Origin of the sequence: Pseudoalteromonas sp. APC 3355 (assembly GCF_030407615.1) — a bacterium.
Classification (GTDB): Bacteria; Pseudomonadota; Gammaproteobacteria; order Enterobacterales; family Alteromonadaceae; genus Pseudoalteromonas; species Pseudoalteromonas distincta.
Window position 1 is genome coordinate 276794 of record NZ_JASDDB010000004.1, and the last position, 16901, is coordinate 293694.

Annotated in this window: 17 protein-coding genes; 8 read left to right on the forward strand and 9 right to left on the reverse strand. The window is 38.9% G+C overall.

Going from position 1 to position 16901, the window contains the following annotated elements; all coding sequences use genetic code 11:
• Genes guaD through puuE form a run of 3 tightly spaced genes read left to right on the forward strand, consistent with a single transcriptional unit; the run spans position 1 to position 3516 of the window.
• Complete coding sequence (gene guaD, locus QMA08_RS09395; RefSeq protein WP_290174315.1) at positions 1-1365, forward strand: guanine deaminase; 1365 nt, start codon at positions 1-3, stop codon at positions 1363-1365.
• 5 nt (positions 1366-1370) lie between these two features.
• On the forward strand, positions 1371-2582 hold the full coding sequence (locus QMA08_RS09400) for a urate hydroxylase PuuD (RefSeq protein WP_290174316.1): 1212 nt from the start codon (positions 1371-1373) through the stop codon (positions 2580-2582).
• A gap of 1 nt (position 2583) precedes the next feature.
• Positions 2584-3516, forward strand: coding sequence for an allantoinase PuuE (gene puuE, locus QMA08_RS09405; protein ID WP_290174317.1), 933 nt, complete (start codon positions 2584-2586; stop codon positions 3514-3516).
• A gap of 64 nt (positions 3517-3580) precedes the next feature.
• Here puuE and QMA08_RS09410 read toward each other — a convergent pair whose 3' ends face one another.
• On the reverse strand, positions 3581-6082 hold the full coding sequence (locus QMA08_RS09410; protein WP_290174319.1) for a S8 family serine peptidase: 2502 nt from the start codon (positions 6080-6082) through the stop codon (positions 3581-3583).
• A 583-nt stretch (positions 6083-6665) separates the two neighbouring features.
• Between QMA08_RS09410 and QMA08_RS09415 the strand changes: the two genes are divergently transcribed.
• Genes QMA08_RS09415 through QMA08_RS09430 form a run of 4 tightly spaced genes read left to right on the forward strand, consistent with a single transcriptional unit; the run spans position 6666 to position 9796 of the window.
• Positions 6666-8168, forward strand: coding sequence for a curlin (locus tag QMA08_RS09415; protein ID WP_290174321.1), 1503 nt, complete (start codon positions 6666-6668; stop codon positions 8166-8168).
• A 41-nt stretch (positions 8169-8209) separates the two neighbouring features.
• Complete coding sequence (locus QMA08_RS09420; RefSeq protein ID WP_024595596.1) at positions 8210-8608, forward strand: curli production assembly/transport protein CsgE; 399 nt, start codon at positions 8210-8212, stop codon at positions 8606-8608.
• A complete protein-coding gene (locus QMA08_RS09425; protein ID WP_024595597.1) occupies positions 8598-9023 on the forward strand; it encodes a curli assembly protein CsgF in 426 nt (141 codons plus the stop codon). Before QMA08_RS09420 ends, QMA08_RS09425 begins: the two co-directional genes overlap by 11 nt.
• Complete coding sequence (locus QMA08_RS09430) at positions 9023-9796, forward strand: CsgG/HfaB family protein (RefSeq protein ID WP_182197166.1); 774 nt, start codon at positions 9023-9025, stop codon at positions 9794-9796. The genes QMA08_RS09425 and QMA08_RS09430 overlap by 1 nt, the downstream gene beginning before the upstream one ends.
• Positions 9797-9877: 81 nt before the next feature.
• Here QMA08_RS09430 and QMA08_RS09435 read toward each other — a convergent pair whose 3' ends face one another.
• From QMA08_RS09435 to QMA08_RS09460, 6 genes are all read right to left on the reverse strand, one after another.
• Complete coding sequence (locus tag QMA08_RS09435) at positions 9878-10567, reverse strand: LuxR C-terminal-related transcriptional regulator (protein ID WP_290174324.1); 690 nt, start codon at positions 10565-10567, stop codon at positions 9878-9880.
• 248 nt (positions 10568-10815) lie between these two features.
• Positions 10816-11337, reverse strand: coding sequence for a hypothetical protein (locus QMA08_RS09440; protein ID WP_278382114.1), 522 nt, complete (start codon positions 11335-11337; stop codon positions 10816-10818).
• Positions 11338-11393: 56 nt separating this feature from the next.
• Positions 11394-12932 carry an EAL domain-containing protein gene (locus QMA08_RS09445; RefSeq protein WP_290174326.1) on the reverse strand — a complete coding sequence of 513 codons (1539 nt, stop codon included), beginning with the start codon at positions 12930-12932 and terminating at the stop codon, positions 11394-11396.
• A gap of 78 nt (positions 12933-13010) precedes the next feature.
• Positions 13011-13646, reverse strand: coding sequence for an SGNH/GDSL hydrolase family protein (locus QMA08_RS09450; RefSeq protein ID WP_290174396.1), 636 nt, complete (start codon positions 13644-13646; stop codon positions 13011-13013).
• 8 nt (positions 13647-13654) lie between these two features.
• Positions 13655-14167: a DsrE family protein gene (locus QMA08_RS09455; protein WP_290174328.1), complete on the reverse strand. Its 513-nt coding sequence runs from the start codon at positions 14165-14167 to the stop codon at positions 13655-13657.
• A gap of 107 nt (positions 14168-14274) precedes the next feature.
• On the reverse strand, positions 14275-14706 hold the full coding sequence (locus QMA08_RS09460) for a flavodoxin family protein (RefSeq protein ID WP_290174329.1): 432 nt from the start codon (positions 14704-14706) through the stop codon (positions 14275-14277).
• Between the two features lie 77 nt (positions 14707-14783).
• Between QMA08_RS09460 and soxR the strand changes: the two genes are divergently transcribed.
• A complete protein-coding gene (gene soxR, locus QMA08_RS09465; RefSeq protein ID WP_290174331.1) occupies positions 14784-15245 on the forward strand; it encodes a redox-sensitive transcriptional activator SoxR in 462 nt (153 codons plus the stop codon).
• A 14-nt stretch (positions 15246-15259) separates the two neighbouring features.
• Here soxR and QMA08_RS09470 read toward each other — a convergent pair whose 3' ends face one another.
• Together QMA08_RS09470 and QMA08_RS09475 are read right to left on the reverse strand one after the other, a co-directional pair.
• Positions 15260-16426: a lipase family protein gene (locus QMA08_RS09470; RefSeq protein ID WP_290174333.1), complete on the reverse strand. Its 1167-nt coding sequence runs from the start codon at positions 16424-16426 to the stop codon at positions 15260-15262.
• 23 nt (positions 16427-16449) lie between these two features.
• On the reverse strand, positions 16450-16881 hold the full coding sequence (locus QMA08_RS09475) for a DUF4198 domain-containing protein (RefSeq protein ID WP_253188801.1): 432 nt from the start codon (positions 16879-16881) through the stop codon (positions 16450-16452).
• Positions 16882-16901 lie beyond the last annotated feature (20 nt).

Here is a 16901-nt window from a genome sequence, read left to right on the forward strand (position 1 = left end):
ATGAGCACACAAAACAATAATAACTTAACAGTAGTTTGTGCCGATATACTCGACTTTGTTGACGACCCTGCCATTGCTGGCGAAAACGCCCATCGTTTTTTTGAAAAAGGCGCATTAGTTATCAAGCACGGCAAAGTAGTTAAACTTGGCTATGAGCACGACATATTACCAACAATTGATAAATCAGCGCGTGTTATCCGCCACGATGGTAAGCTCGTTATGCCTGGTATGATTGACACACACATACATTTGCCACAAACCGAAATGGTGGGTGCGTACGGCGAGCAACTGCTAAGTTGGCTCACCGAATACGCCTTCCCAACCGAAAAAAAGTTTACATGTAAGCATTATTCAAAAGAGATCTCTAATCGCTTTTTAGACGAGCTGCTGCGCAATGGCACAACCACCGCTCTTGTGTTTGGCACTGTGCACCCGCAATCGGTTGATGCGTTTTTTAAAGAATCACAAAAACGCAATTTACGCATGATTGCCGGTAAAGTAATGATGGACCGTAACTGCCCAGACGACTTATCTGATTGCGCGCAAACAAGCTATGACGAATCCAAAGCCCTAATAAAAAAATGGCACAATGTTGATAGGTTAAGCTACGCAGTTACACCGCGTTTTGCCCCCACATCAACCCCTGAGCAATTACAAAAATGCACTCAGTTGCTTGAAGAATACCCAGACACCTACCTGCATACACACCTATCGGAAAACAAAGACGAGTGCGAATGGGTTAAAGGGCTATTTCCAGAAGCTGAAGATTACCTTGGCGTGTACGAGCAAGCAAAAATGGTACGTAAACGCTCAGTATTTGCCCATAGTATTCATTTATCTGAGCGCGAGCTTTGCTGCCTTGCAGATAACAATGCGGCAATATCGCACTGCCCTACCTCAAACCTATTTTTAGGATCAGGACTTTTAAATTTAAAAGCCTGTGAAGAGCACGGTATAAACGTAGGCATGGGAACCGATGTAGGCGCAGGAACAAGCTTTTCTATGCTACAAACAGGTAACGAAGCTTATAAAATTCAGCAATTACAAGGTCAAAAGTTTTCAGCATTTAAAGGGCTGTATTTAGCAACTCTCGGCGGTGCCAGAGCACTTGATTTAGAAGGGACAATTGGTAATTTTGAAGCCGGTTGTGAAGCCGATTTTATTGTAATGGATTGTTCAGCAACTTCATTTTTAAAATTTAGAATACAACATGCCAAAACCCTGCATGAAAAACTGTTTGCAATGATGATGTTAGGCGACGACCGCTGCGTTGAGCAAACCTACATTATGGGTAAAAGTGTGTATAAGCGCGATGATAACAATCAATTTTCAGACACCCGCTCACCGGTATTAGAAGAGGCTTAACCGTTATGGAAAACTATTTATTTGAGCTTGCTCATTTAGTACTGCGTTATTTTCATGTTATTGCTGGTATAGCATGGATTGGCGCTTCATTTTATTTTGCATGGCTTGATAACAACCTACAAACACCACCGCAGTGGAAAATAGATAAAGGCATAAAAGGCGATTTATGGGCCGTGCATGGTGGTGGCTTTTACGAAGTGGCTAAGTATCAAAATGGCCCTGAACAAATGCCTCATACTCTGCATTGGTTTAAGTGGGAAGCCTACACAACGTGGATCACCGGTATATTACTATTTAGCTTACTTTATTATGTTGGCGCCGATGTGTATTTAATTGATAACAGCAAAAGTGAGCTAAGTAAATTTGCAGCTATTGGCGCATCCCTTGGTTTTATTGGCTTAGGCTATGGTGTTTATCGTTTATTGTGTAAAACCCCACTGGTTGAAAACGGCAAAGTGTTTATTGCTGTAGTTATTGGTTTATTAGCTCTGTGGACTTTTGGGGTTGATCAATTATTTAGCGACCGCGCTGTGTATATTCATGTAGGTGCACTTATTGGCACGTGTATGGTGGGTAATGTGTATCACATTATTATGCCAGGCCAACGCTATATGGTAAGTGAAGTAGAAGCGGGTAGAATCCCTGATTCAGCGCCAGGTTTAAAGGCAAAGCTGTGTTCTATTCATAATAACTACGCCACGTTACCTGTGGTATTTATTATGCTTAGCAATCACTTTCCTTACACGTATAGCCACAACTTTGGCTGGCTTATTTTGATTGCGTTGTTTGGTATTGGTATGTGGATACGCCATTACTTTAACTTAAAGCATCAAGGCGTTAATAAGCCCTCAGTACTTGTAAGCGGTATTGCCGCCTTTTTTGCCCTTATGCTCGCCATAGCCCCTTGGCCCAGTACACCAACAAATGCAGGCGAAAGCGCGCCTTTACAAGCAAGTATTACAGACGCACAAGCGTGGGATATAATTAGTAAGCACTGTACACAGTGCCACAGCGAAACACCCACCTCTGCGCTTTTTCAAACAGCGCCGCTAGGCTTTAAACTCGACTCTATTAGTGATGTAAAAAAAGCCAGCACGCTTATTCATACCCGCGCGGTTATAACCAAAGATATGCCACTGGCCAATATGACAAAAATGACAGACACAGAGCGCGAAACGCTAGGCGCTTGGCTCTCAGCACTTAAAAAGGAGCAATAAAATGAGTGAGCATTTTAAAAACTACCCGCGCGATTTAATTGGTTATGGCCCTGATGCACCCCATGCAAATTGGCCCAATAAAGCCCGTATTGCCGTGCAAGTAGTATTAAATTACGAAGAAGGCGGCGAAAATTGTGTATTACATGGTGACGCGGCAGCCGAAACATTTTTATCTGAAATAGTCAGTGCCCCGCATGTTGAAGACCGCCATATAAGCATGGAGTCTATTTACGAATATGGCTCACGCGCTGGCGTGTGGAGGCTACTGCGTTTATTTAAAAAATACGATATACCGGTCACCATTTTTGCAGTGGCGATGGCCCTTGAGCGCCACCCCGATATAGCTAAAGCATTTGTTGAAGCGGGTCACGAAATTGCAAGCCATGGCCTGCGCTGGATTAATTATCAACATATAGATAAACAAACCGAACGCGAGCATATGCAACAAGCCATTGAAATCATTCAAGCGCTTACCGGTAAAAAGCCCAAAGGTTGGTACACAGGGCGCACAAGCCCTAACACAGCAGCCCTTGTAGTTGAAAATGGTAATTTTTTATATGATGCCGACGATTACAGCGACGACCTACCTTTTTACAGTATTAAAGAAGGTAAACCACAGTTAATAGTGCCCTACACGCTTGATGTAAACGACATGCGCTTTGCTGCCGTGCAGGGTTTTAACGCAGGCGATCAGTTTTATAATTATTTAAAAGATGCCTTTGATACGCTATACGAGGAAGGCGATCCAGAAGGTGAAAACACCCCTAAAATGATGTCGATAGGTTTGCATTGTCGCTTAATTGGCAGACCAGGAAGAATAAAAGCATTAGCACGGTTTTTAGAATATGCTCGCTCGCATGATCAGGTTTGGTTTGCCACACGTGAGCAAATAGCCGAGCATTGGCTTAAAACCCATCCGTATAAAAAAGCATAGTTTATATTTTTTAAAAACATAAAAAAGCCCAGCAATGCTGGGCTTAAAGTCACTTTAGGAGTAGTTAGTTAAATGAAACCGTAATGATGTTAGAACATACATTTTCAGTTACACATAATTGGTAATCGTACGATGGTAATGTAGCACCACGTACGTAGTCGCGGTAACGACCTCTATCAGCAGTAGTATCTAAAAGCTCACCATTACGGTAAACACTTAGTGATTCAGCGCCAACACTTTCCCAACTAAGCTCTACACGCATAGTATCAAGGCGAGACTTATTAGCACGTTTTAAGGTAATTTCTAGCTCTACATCACTTACAACAACCGTTTGAGTTAATGTACTTGTATTGCCTTCACTGTCTGTTACCGTTAGTTCTACATCGTAATTACCTGATGCTGCATACACATGCATAGGGTTTTGATCAGATGATGTTGCACCATCGCCAAAGCTCCAGCTCCACTGTGTAATATCGTTATTTGAATCAGTGCTTGAATCAACAAAGTTAACTGTTAAGCCTTGTGTCTCAACGTCAAAACTAGCACGTGGTGGTTGTGGGCTAACTTCGCCAATAGCGCTTAGCGTTAATGACCAGCCATTAATTGTGCCGGTATCGGCTGCAGCAGTATCTTCTACTTGTAGTGTCCAATCGCCTGTAGCAACTTCGCCGTTAAATGATTCAGAAGTAAAGCTTCTAACTATGTCGTCGTTTGAACCACCCACATTGCTTTGTAGCGTTACTTGTGTGCCTTGAGCAGATACTAACTTAACCACTAAGTCGCCAGAGTAAGTATGCGAAATATCTACATCAGCAGTAGTGCCAAATACTGTTAAGTCATCAGGAACATTAATTACTGACACTGCACCTACTGGCGAGTTGTCAGGAATATCAACACTTGTGTTACTGCTGTAAGTAAAGTCGTTTAAGCCAACAGGTTGAACCATTAATTTAACTGACTGATCTTTAACAATATCACCAGCTGTAGCTGTTACAGTAAGCTCGTATTCGCCCCACTGAGTGTTAGTATCGGTTTCAACATTTAGCATTACTTCATCGCCTGGGCGCGCTGTAAGCGATGATAAATAAGCGCCGCCTAATGTTGTTGATAACTCAAGCGTTACTTCTTCATCCCATTCGGCAATTGAACCAATTGTAAATGTGTAGTTTGTAGCTTGGCCTGCTTCAATTTGTTGCGTAAGTGGATCGGCTGATATTTTAAAGCCAGGTGTAGGGTCTGCATCAATAAGCGCTTGGTTAACATTAAGACGAGTACCTGCAACCGTTACACCTTGTAGCGCAGCATTTGCATCGCCAGAGTTCATTAGTAAATCTTTCAGCTCTTGAGTGCTAAGCTCAGGATTAATTGACAATACTAACGCTGCTGCACCTGCTACATGAGGGGTTGCCATAGATGTGCCAGAGTAAGATGCATAGCTCTCACCTGGTGTAGTAGATAAAATAGCACTACCCGGCGCGCCCATATCAACGCTTGTTAAACCATAATGTGAAAACCATGAAATACCATCGGTTTGATCCGTACTTGCAACCGATAATACACTTGCGTTTTCGTAGTTAGATGGGTAATGCGGGTTAACATCGTTATCAATAGTATCGTTACCAGCTGCGGCTACAAAGAGTAAATCCGCCGCTTCGCTTGATGCAATTGCATCTGCTAGTGCTTGGCTGTAACCGCCACCACCCCAGCTATTATTTAATACGCGTAAGTTAACGCCTGAGTTTTTAAGGCTAACCATGTAATCAATACACTTAATAGCGTCTGATGTTGAGCCATTACCCGCAGCATCTAAAAACTTACAACCAACAAGTGATACTTCATGGTTAACACCTACAACACCAATACCATTGCCACCACTTGCGCCAATAGTACCTGAAACGTGGGTGCCATGACCTTCGTCATCCATAGGGTCGCCACTGTCAGTAATGGCATTTATACCATGCACGTCATCTATAAAACCGTTACCATCATTATCAATACCATCTCCTGGTATTTCGCTGCTATTTACCCACATATTGCTAGCTAAATCACTGTGGCTGTAATCAATACCCGTATCGATTACACCTACCACTACATCGCGGCTACCTGTCGAAATATCCCATGCTTCTACTGCATCAATATCAGCGTCTGCTGTACCACCCGTTTGGCCATCATTATTTAAGCCCCAAAGCTCATCAAAACGAGGATCATCTGGCGTACGTGCAATGCTTACTTGGTAATCAGGCTCTACATATTCAATAGCTTGATGAGACTTTAAAAGCGCAATTGCGTCTTTAGTGCTCATTCCCGACACTTTAAACTTAGCTAAGCGACCTGAAAGTAAAGACGTATAACTGTCATCAAGTTCATCTTTATTTAGATCAGTAATTTTAGCTTTAACTAATGAACGAGCCTGCTTACGCATTTCTTTCGTTGCATTACTTTTATATTTAACAATTATAGAATCACTGCTAGCAGTTACAGATTGCTTTACACCCACATCAGGAACTTTTGCAGCTGCTAAGCACGGAAGTAAGGCAAGAGTAATAATAGATAATTTTGTTTTCATTGTTCTATCCATAGTTTTGTTGGGTTAGCTTAGATGCTCTAAGCACGTTCTTTCACTATTTCGAGTACAAGGGATCACATGGCATACCCTAAGGAAACAACCAAACTAATCATTTAACAAGTTAAAAAATAAAAACGTTGTTAAAACCAACAATTTTGACCAGTTATAGTATAAAAAAAACACTAAAGACAGACCTTTTAATGAAATTCACGCAAAACCATTTACCTAATAAAGGGTCGGATATTTTTACTGCTTTTAGATTGAATTAATAAAAAACCTCAACAACCCAACCATAACCCACTGAAAAATAAAAATTAAAAAATTGGTAAAAAATGATGATTTCAGAAAATACATTTGAGGAATACAGTAATTGGGTACTTAATAATTAACAGTTATTAAACGTAAGTTAAAATAATGACAAAGCGTTTAGTGATAATTATTAACTACATCGAAAAATTTTACTTTAAGAGCTTTTCAAGCGGATCACAAAACATTATATCGGCACGGCATGCTGACACAGCAAATACCTTATAAAACCTATAAAATTTAAGGTGTTTGGTTTTAATATTTCAAGGAGAAAATAATGAAGTTGAACAAATCACTTTTAAGCTGCGCAGTTGCAATTGCAATGGGTACTAGCTTTGCTTCTTATGCAGATACTAACAACAAATCAGCATCAAGCTCAGAACTTGCTACCAACGTTTCTGTAGCAAGTGTTGAAAACTCAATGACTCTTATCCAAACTTTTAATGAAAATACTGCACTACTTACACAAGATGGTGATAGCAACACCATGCTTGTAACAACAACCGGTAATAATAACGAAACTGAAGTTGTGCAGAGTCAATTTGGTAATTATGCCGAAGTAACCACCACAGGTGACAACAACCTGCAAGTATACAGCCAAGATGGCGTTGCTAATGGTTTTATCTCTGAAGTGACTGGTAATAACAATATGTTATTTGTTTCACAATTTGGCCAAGGCTTTTTTGTAAATAATGAAGCGATTAATACTGTAACTGGTGATGATAATATCATTGATGTTGAACAAGGCACTGGTGGTCACTGGTTCTACAACATGGATATGCAAGGTAACGCAAACGAAATTACCTCACTGCAAACCGGTGAATGGCATGAAGCAGAAATTACGATGCTTACAGGCGACGAAAATACTCTTGATTTAGTTCAAGACGGCTATTGGAGTACCTTTAAAGTAAGTAGTTTACAAGGCAATGACAACGAGCTTGAAGTTGAACAAGTAGGTGATCGTAATGCTGTAGCATTTAGTGCAATTTCTGGTGATGCAAATGAAATTGAAATTGAACAAGATGGCTTAACTAATGCGGTAACGTTTGCAACTGTAATTGGCGACGACAACCAAATAGATTTAGATCAAGAAGGTTCATTTAATACAATTGAATCAAACTTATTTGAAGGTTCTAATAATGAGGTTTCAGCAACACAAGTTGGCGCTGAAAACTTAATGACAGCCGATTTAATTGGTGACAACAACGAACTAACTTCAATGCAAAACGGTGATTTAAACGAAGCCTACATGGGTGTAATTGGTTCAGACAATGAATTTACATCAGCCCAAATAGGTGATTTAAACTCGATTCACTTAGCTAACTTTAACGGCTCTGGCAATGATGTTGATTTAGTACAAGCTGGCGATGAAAATGCCGTACTTGTTCAATCTTCATACCCAGATGTAACGCTTACATCTAACGATAATGACATCGATATTGCTCAAGACGGCTCTCAAAATGAAGCAATTGTTACCCTTGCTGGCATTTTAGATAGTAATAACAACCAAATTGATATTGCACAAAGTGGCACGTTAAACCTTATTGATATGATGGTTGAAGGCAATAACCACAGCATTGATATTTCACAAACAGGTGAAGGTAACTGGGTTACTGGCGTTGAACAATCAGCATTTTTAGTTGGTGGTGAAAACGTATCGTTTAGTGTTACTCAAATTGGTAACGACAATATTGTTGAAGGCTCAGTAATTGGCTTTGACAGCACTGTATCTGTTACCCAAATTGGTGATGGAAACGCAGCAACAATTACTCAAATGTAATTGTTGAGGTGGGGAGAGCGACCCTCTCCCCTTTTTAAATTATGAAAAAAAATATTAACTTTAATCGTTACCTACTCACACTTTTCCTATGTTTTTCTGGGGCAACTCATGCTGCGGATGAACTAGAAATAGATGGCTTATTACTTGATAGAAGTATTAGCCGCTTTGGTCATCAATTTTATTATGAATTTTCAAACTACTGGCGAGATCTCCCTTCAACAGCTGGTTTTAATATTGAAATAAAAGAAACCGTAATACCAAAAGCGGGTACACAACTTTCTTTAATAATGAATAACCAACTTGTTTACGCGACTTATTTAGGTCGCAGATTAGAACCCCTCGATGAACGTGTTGAGCAAGCTGTTTATACAGTAATAGATGCAATGGCTCGCTCAAACATGGCTGCATCAACACCAGATATGGCTAAAGATGGATGGTAAAATGAAAAAAATAGCCCTTATAATAATAACAATATTAAGCTTTTCAGCTTCCGCGACTGAAATAATTTACACCCCAATAAATCCAAGCTTTGGTGGTAATCCACTCAATGCAAATATGCTGCTGAGCAAAGCACAGGCTCAAAATAAGCACAAGGCTCCGGTAATCGAAAAAGGTTATGCTGAACAATTTCAAGACTCTTTAGAGCGCACTTACTTAAACCGCATGGTAAGAGAAATTACAGATATGGCTTTTGGTGAGGATATTGAAGATAGTATTTTTAATCAGGACTCAATTTTTATGAGTGGTGATTATCAAATTGAAGTTATAACCAGCACAACCGATTCTATTACAGTAAAAATAACAAACATATTAGATGACTCTGTTGTGATCATTGAAGTACCGAGGTTTGGATAATGTATAAACTACTAATAACAATAACATTACTGGGTTTGAGCGGCTGTACAAGTTTAGGTAAGCTTATTCCACCATCACAGCAAAAAGCAATTAGCCTAGAGCCCACTGAATTATTTGCAGACTTAAAAAACTTACCAAAACCTGTTGGCAGCATTCCGGTATCGGTCTACTCATTTAGAGACCAAACAGGTCAATATAAACCACAAACTAACGTTAGTTCGTTTTCGACTGCCGTTACACAAGGTGCTAATTCAATACTCGTACAAGCACTGCATGAATCTGATTGGTTTACACCTGTTGAGCGTGAAGGTTTACAAAACATTTTAACTGAGCGAAAAATTATTCGTGCAGGCCAAACTGATAATCCTAACCAGGCTGAGTTACCTCCACTTACCACAGCTAAAATCATTTTAGAGGGCGGTATTATAAGCTATGACACCAATGTAAAAACGGGTGGGTTAGGTATGGAATACTTTGGTATAGGCGCATCTGAGCTTTACCGTGAAGATGCTATTTCAATTTATCTACGCGCTGTGGATGTTCGTACAGGCCAAGTATTGCTTAGTGTGGCCACCAGCAAAAAAGTATTAAGCCAAGAGATGCGTGCAGGCTTTTTTAGATACGTAAGCTACAAACGTCTAGCAGAAGCTGAAGCCGGCTTTAGTGACAACGAACCTATGAGTATTTGTGTAACTCAGGCAATAGAAAAAGCACTCACAGACCTTATAACAAAAGGCATTGATAAAGGCTTATGGGCTAAAAAAGTGAGCTAATTACACAGGCCGTCATAACAAATAAAAAAGGCTACTAACAGTAGCCTTTTTTATGGGAGAAATTGAGATTATATATGCTATTTATTTAGCCATTGGTAATAAAACAGAAACATAACGCTGAGCCCAATTCGCAAGCTCTACCCTGTTACGTGAGTTAGTTTTTTTAAACGCACTGTACAAATGTGTTTTTACAGTGTGGTCGCTAATATTGAGCTTATCAGCAATTGTATTGTTACTCGCACCTTGTGCAATTAAATGAATAACGGACTTTTCTCGCTTTGTTAAATGATCGTAATCGTCCTGCTTTAATTCAATGTCGTCATGTAGGTTATTAAATGACGATGCCACGGCTAAAATGTCGTTAAAAGCTTTTGAAATTACTTTACGCGTAAACCAAAGCTCGCCAGTATCAACACGAACTAACCCTTTAAAAATATCTTCTGGCGCATCAGATTTATAAAAAACACCATTAAAATGGTTAAGCAATAAGTTTTGCTCGCACACATCTTCTTTATCAACATTAAAGATAACAACACTATAGTGTTTAGCTAAACAAATAAGGTCTGCGGGAATGAGATCTTGCCATTTGCTTTTAGCACCATCTATTAAAAATAAATCATAATTTGCACGCTGCTCAGCTTTAGGAATAACATCGTCCATTTTAATATCACCAAACAAGGCCTGTAGTGTTCTTAAAATAGTAGTGTAGTTGTGTGAATGAAAAGATGATTGAAATGTAGTTTTTACGAATACTGAGTTTTTATGGGGCATAAATTTCGTCCTTGAAACATTTACACTACATTACCTAAATCAAATACAACTTACAATGAGATTTTGGTATTAAAATAAAGTTATCGTTTCTCACCCTAAAACAGATAAAAACCTATTAAATCAATATATAACCTATATTGTATTTGTTTTTACAATTGCTTTTGTAAGATAAATAACAGATCGGATTAGTAGTTGAGTAATTCTTAAAACCTTAAATATACATTATCGTAAACTAAGCTTTAGGTTAATTATTCTATCGTCTTTTTTAATTTATTCAGCGCATCAACCGAAAAACCTCGATCATAAAAATATAAAATTTCGCCGCTGCTATTTATAAGTACCACACGAGAGTTATTTGGGCTTTGATTACCTGTAAACTTTTGAACTGTCTCGCCATCTTTATAAATAGTGATTACCCCACCCCATAATTCTTTAGGGATGCCTTTGCGCATACCGCTGTCTATAAATGTGCTAAACATACGTGGTGCCATGCCGGCAATGGTTGGTAGTTCGTATGTAGGGAGCGTTACGCCCGCCATATCTAAACCAATTAACCAACGGTCTATATCAAACTGGCTGTCTTGCTTGTACCCAATGAGCAGTAATGTTTTATCTGCTTTAAAATCACTAGGTATAGTTACTATACTTTGCTCTAAGCTTTCGCCACTAATGCTTGGAAACTGCTTACCTGTTAATTGCTGGTTTGGGTACTGTGTTGTACATGCGCTAAGTAGTAAAAGTGCAAAAGCACTTAATGTTAATTTGATCATAATAAACCTAATATTTATAAATTTCATACCGATACGTTTAGTATGGCAGCTGAGATCTAAAAATGCTGACTAGTTATATAATTTTTAAATTTAGACGCAGTCATGGGCTTACCGTACTTCCAGCCTTGTCCGTAATGCACACCCGCTGTTTTTAAAATGGCTTCTTGCTCAGTGGTTTCAATTCCTTCTGCTACACAGGTATAATTAAACTTATGCACAAGTTCCATAATATTTGGGATCATAGAGGCTTTTAAGCCCTCAGTTGTTATATCTTGAACAAACGTACGATCAATTTTAAGTTGATGAAAGCTCAAATTTTGTAAGTTTCTTAAATTTGAATAACCCGTACCAAAGTCATCTAATGATAAGTTAAATCCCGATTCAACCAAGGTTCTAAAATGAGCATGCGCGATGCTTGTATCAAGGTATTCGTCTTCAGTTATCTCTAAACAAATAATAAAGCGTGAATTGGTAAGCTCTGTAATTTGTGGCAGCAACGACACGTTACCCAGCTCTACATCACACGGAAATATATTAAGCGACACTTTAAAGCCTTCAGGCAATACCTCTATAGAGGTTAGCTCTTTGATTGTGGTGGCAATCATGGCCTCAGTAAAAGTCCAGGTTAAATTGTTTTTTCTAATAACCGGAATAAACTCATCTGGAAATAAAACACCGTACTTATCTTCAAAACGTGCAAGTACCTCGCAACCAATCAGCTTGCCACTTTGCAAACAAATAATAGGCTGGTAAGTCCAATAAAATGATCCCTTTTTGAGTCCTTTACGAATACGCTGATTAATAGAGCGACGTGCAGCAATTCTTGCATCAACTATTAACGCACTCGATATTCCCGCTAAACAGTTTAAAATTAACGAAATTATTAGTAATAAGTGGTTATTAGAAAAAAACAGACTCCAAGGTAAGTGCACTACCACACAATATTGACTACTTGTAGAACTGCAAACTAAATTAGTTTCGTAAGGAAAGAAAACATTGTTTTTTACTTGAAGGTAGAGATCCTCTTTACCTGCTAAATGATGCAAAGTATTTGGTGTTTTATAAACAACTTCCCAATCTGGCACAGTAATGCCAATGTTGGTAAAGGGAGTACTCTGCATAATTAAATTATAGTCCCCTTGTCTGACTATAATCACCTCCATAGGGCGCTCACTAAATAATAATAGATAAAGCTCTGGCTCAAAACGAACCCTCACCTGTTCATCATCTCGAATAAAGTCAGGCTGTTTGTCGTTAATTGGTTTACTTAATAAGCCTGCACCCGTAGTACAAACTAGCTGATTATCTTTAAAAAAACCTATATCAATTACATATTTTGCGTCAAATAAAGCGCGGCGCATCTCAAGAAGAGTTGTGTTATCACACTGTTTAAACGCAAGCTTATTTAATGGGGTAAGTATTCGACGCCTCTCTGCAATTGCACCTTCTACATGAGTGAGAATATACTCAGCATCTGACTTTGTTTGTGCTGTTAATTGCTGCGCTGCAAAATTGAGTAAAATAATACAGCCAGTTATAAAAACTAACACTCCGGTTAGAACGGCTATAATAGATTTTTGTTGGTACTTTTTCATAGCATCTCGAAGTTGTTAATTTATATCACTACTTTATTAGATGATTGCATAAGTCGCATTAAATTCACACAGATAGATTTAACAATTATTGAGTGAGTTTTGAACCAATTGCGCTATTTTAAAGCCTATTGCCAAATGTTGGATATCATCAAAATGAATCCCATCACCATCTGTTATGTTAATAAACGAATTAAAATCAATAAAAGCACACTTATTATTAGCTGCAACGCTTTTAAATGCACTAGAGAGCTCTGTTACTTTTGTATCAGCCTCTTCATAAATACGTGAATACTGCTCGGTAATTCTTATTCTAGGTGGGCTAGCAATAATAGTCTTAGGGGATTTTAAAGTACTACCTTGCTGATAATAAAAGTGTATTGAGTTAATTAAATCATTCAAGCCATCTGCTATTAAACTAGGTGTTAAATTAAAACGTTTTTTAAGATCGTTTGTACCAAGAGCTATAATAATAAAGTCGAGATCATGCTTATCCAAATAAGGTTTTAAATAGCTAACACCATTGAGCACACCGTCAAACGGGGGATTATGCACTACCGTGCGATTAGGTTGCCCTGCCTCTATTACGTTAAAGCCACACCCTAAGTTTTTATTTAAAAGTGATGTCCAACGGGTATTTTCATCAAAACGTTTACCCGTTACAGGGTTTAAGCCCCATGTATTTGAATCCCCAAAGCAGAGAATATTTTTTATTATTTGAGTCATTAAAATGGGTTGAGCGTATAGCCTTGCTGTTGAAGTTGTGCGTGAGCAGTCATAGCTGAAAGCGACATTTTTACACCCTCAATTAAAAGCGCTGGCGTTACTTTAAAGTGAGTAGCAGATTGCCCGCAAACATACACTTTAGTGTTGTTTTCTAGTAGCTGCTCAATTAACGCTTGATTTTTATTGTCAGCGTTAAAGCGTTTTTTATATTCGCTATTAGCTAACACGTCAACACTTGCGCTACCGTGCACAACTAATGCAAGTTGTATGTTTTCAGGCTTTACGCCATGCGCCACATGCATGTTAATAAAACGCGCTAGCGAATTTATTGAATTATTTTGCGCGCCTTTTTCAGCGCCATCAGCAACATCAAATGCTATTTTAAATACCGTAGCGTCATTAATTTCATCATGCTCGGGTACATTGTAATAATTACCATATCCCTTAATTGGTTGCTCTGTTGAATATATTAAAGGGCTAAAAAGCAGCACTAACAATAGTAAATATTTCATAAAACAATCCTGTGTTTTTTAAGATTATTACTAAACTACCAGAGACAACCAAAAAAGGCTGCAATTTAAGCAACCTTTTGGGTACTTTTATGGCTGTGGTTAATAAACTACATACCTAAATAACTAAACGTATTTTTAAACTGCTCTACAAAACAGGCGGGGGCTTCACTTGATGACGCATTTGAAAGTACTGAAAAATGCTTACTGCGTAAACTACGAAGCTTAGGTTTTAATGCTTCATCGTCCATATAATCGGTTATTCTATCGATAAATAATTTCATTTGTACCGTGGTGCTGTACCAATAAACAGGAGACGCGAACACCCAATGATCATATTTTAAAAGTGCTTCAAACACAGCGTAAAAATCATCATTTTTATAGCTTTTGTTATAGCAGTACGGCGCAATTTTATAATCATCTAAGCATATTACACGCACATTATTTTGCTCTGCAAATCCATTAACGTGCGCCTGCGTATTACCATTTTTACGTGCGCTTGAGTAAATAATAACAGTGCTACGCTCAAATTTTAGTTGCATTTAGTTAGCTCCTTTTTTAATGTTGCAAGAAGCTTAAAACCTCAAGTTATATTGAGGTCAAACGGAAATTTAAAATAATGCCAATACAGCAAAAAAAATTAACTGAAGCCAACCTAACCGTAGGTTATGTCGCCAAGCGCAGCGGCGTAAAAGTATCAACCTTGCACTTTTACGAAACAAAAGGGCTAATACGTAGTTGGCGAAATGGCGGCAATCAACGCCGCTACAAAAAAGATGTACTGCGCCGTATAGCGGTAATAAAAGCCGCACAAGCCATGGGAATAACACTTGATGAAATTAAACTCACTCTGGCCACATTACCTGAGCAGCGCACACCCACACAAGAAGACTGGGCAGCCCTTTCAAAGCAGTGGCAAGCAAAGCTTGATGAGCGCATAGCGTATATGCAGCGTTTGCGCGATCGCGTTGATGGATGTATTGGCTGTGGGTGCTTATCTATGAGTAAATGCCCCATTTATAACAAAAACGACCACTTAGGCGAAAACCAAAGTGGTGCTATTTTATTAGAGCGAGATTGAAGGTTAGATTAAAGTTAATCTAAGCCGCTTAATCCTTCTTTTGCCGCTCGGTATAAAGCACCTAGGGTTGAGTCGAATACCGATTTTATAAAGCTATATGTAAGTTCCACCGCTTTACTAATTACTTTGCCAGCAAACACCAGCATATGCCCTAGTAAACCTAAAGTTTGTGTTGCAAACGAGGCTGACGCTTTCGCTATTTTATCAAGCGTACGCGCCAACATATCGTAAAAAGTGAGCCCAGTGCCAATAGCTGCTTGAGCTGCTACTGCACTGTAATAACCTGCATCTTTTAAAAGAGTAATTAATGCAGCACCTAGTTTATCTGCCCAATGTGAGGTAAATGATGCTTGGTTTCGGTCTTCAAATTTTAAGCGTACAGGGGTACTCAAAAAATGATTAGCTTGAATGGTTAAGTTGTTCCAATTATTACTATTGGCTGTGTTTATATAGCCAGGCGTACCATTGAGGGTATGCGCAGCACCTTTTAAACCTTGCCCATTATCTAAGCGTATTTCTTGACCGCTATAAGGTGCATGCGAGAACGGCCACAAAGGTACCTTAGCAACAGGGTCTGCACCATGAGTACAGCGATAAATTTTATCAATTCTTGATGTCGCAGCCCGAGAGAAGTTTTCAAGCCCAACGCGCGGTGATCCAAACGTATAAAGCTTTACAGGTATTGAATATTCAGCTCTAATCCAATCGGCAGAAAGCGTCGCTAATGCACCACCTAAGCTGTGGCCAACTAAATGAATACAATCGGTTACTTTATCTTTAATATTAGCTTCAACAAACTCCTGTAACGCGGGCTTCATACTGTAAAAGGTCTTATTAAATCCAGCATGCACCATACTGCCATTTGAGCCTCCACTTAAACCAAAATGGCCATCAGTTAAGCCATCTCTTAGCGAGTTAGTACCACGAATTGTTATAACTGAATCCCCCTGATAATCGCCAAGCCCATGTCCTACTAAAGCAAAACCCGTACTTAAATTAAACAAATGGGAGAAAAAACCGCCCGTTACCCCTTGTACTGCGCCAGGGTTAACTGAAAAGTTAAAATTGTCGCGCAAAGATGCATGAAGTGAACGATGAAGTAAGTTAGTGGTTTTAATGCTTTTTGCTTTATAAGCAAGGTTAGCTAACTGTACCGCTTGGGTTGGCGTCAAAGTATTCATATAAGTTCCCTTTAAATTAATAGTTAAAGTTTACATGATGTGTAAATCGCAAAAGCGTGGCTAGTATCTTCTTTAATTGGAATATCGTATGTTTGCGGCTCTTTAGAAATATCACACTTCAAGTGTGCAAGAAGCTCTTTAAGTGTGTCACTTTTTTCATGAATTGAAACAAGCGTGTACCATAAAACAATTCCTTCCGGCGTGCCGTTTTCTAAATAAATATGCTGAACCAACGAGTCGTTATCAAACATATTAGAGGGCTTACCTGTCTTTATTGTTTTTTCTGTAAAAGTAAAATAACCGTGTTCGTCTGTTGTGGTTTCGTCAACGTATTCATCGCCATAGGTGAGTGAGCGCATTACTTTAGTGTTTGCAACTGGCTGCCCATTATCTAATAACTGCCCCTTTACTGGAGCCGATAAATAAAATTCTTGTTTATTAAAAAAACCAAACATATCCGCACAAGCCTGTGATG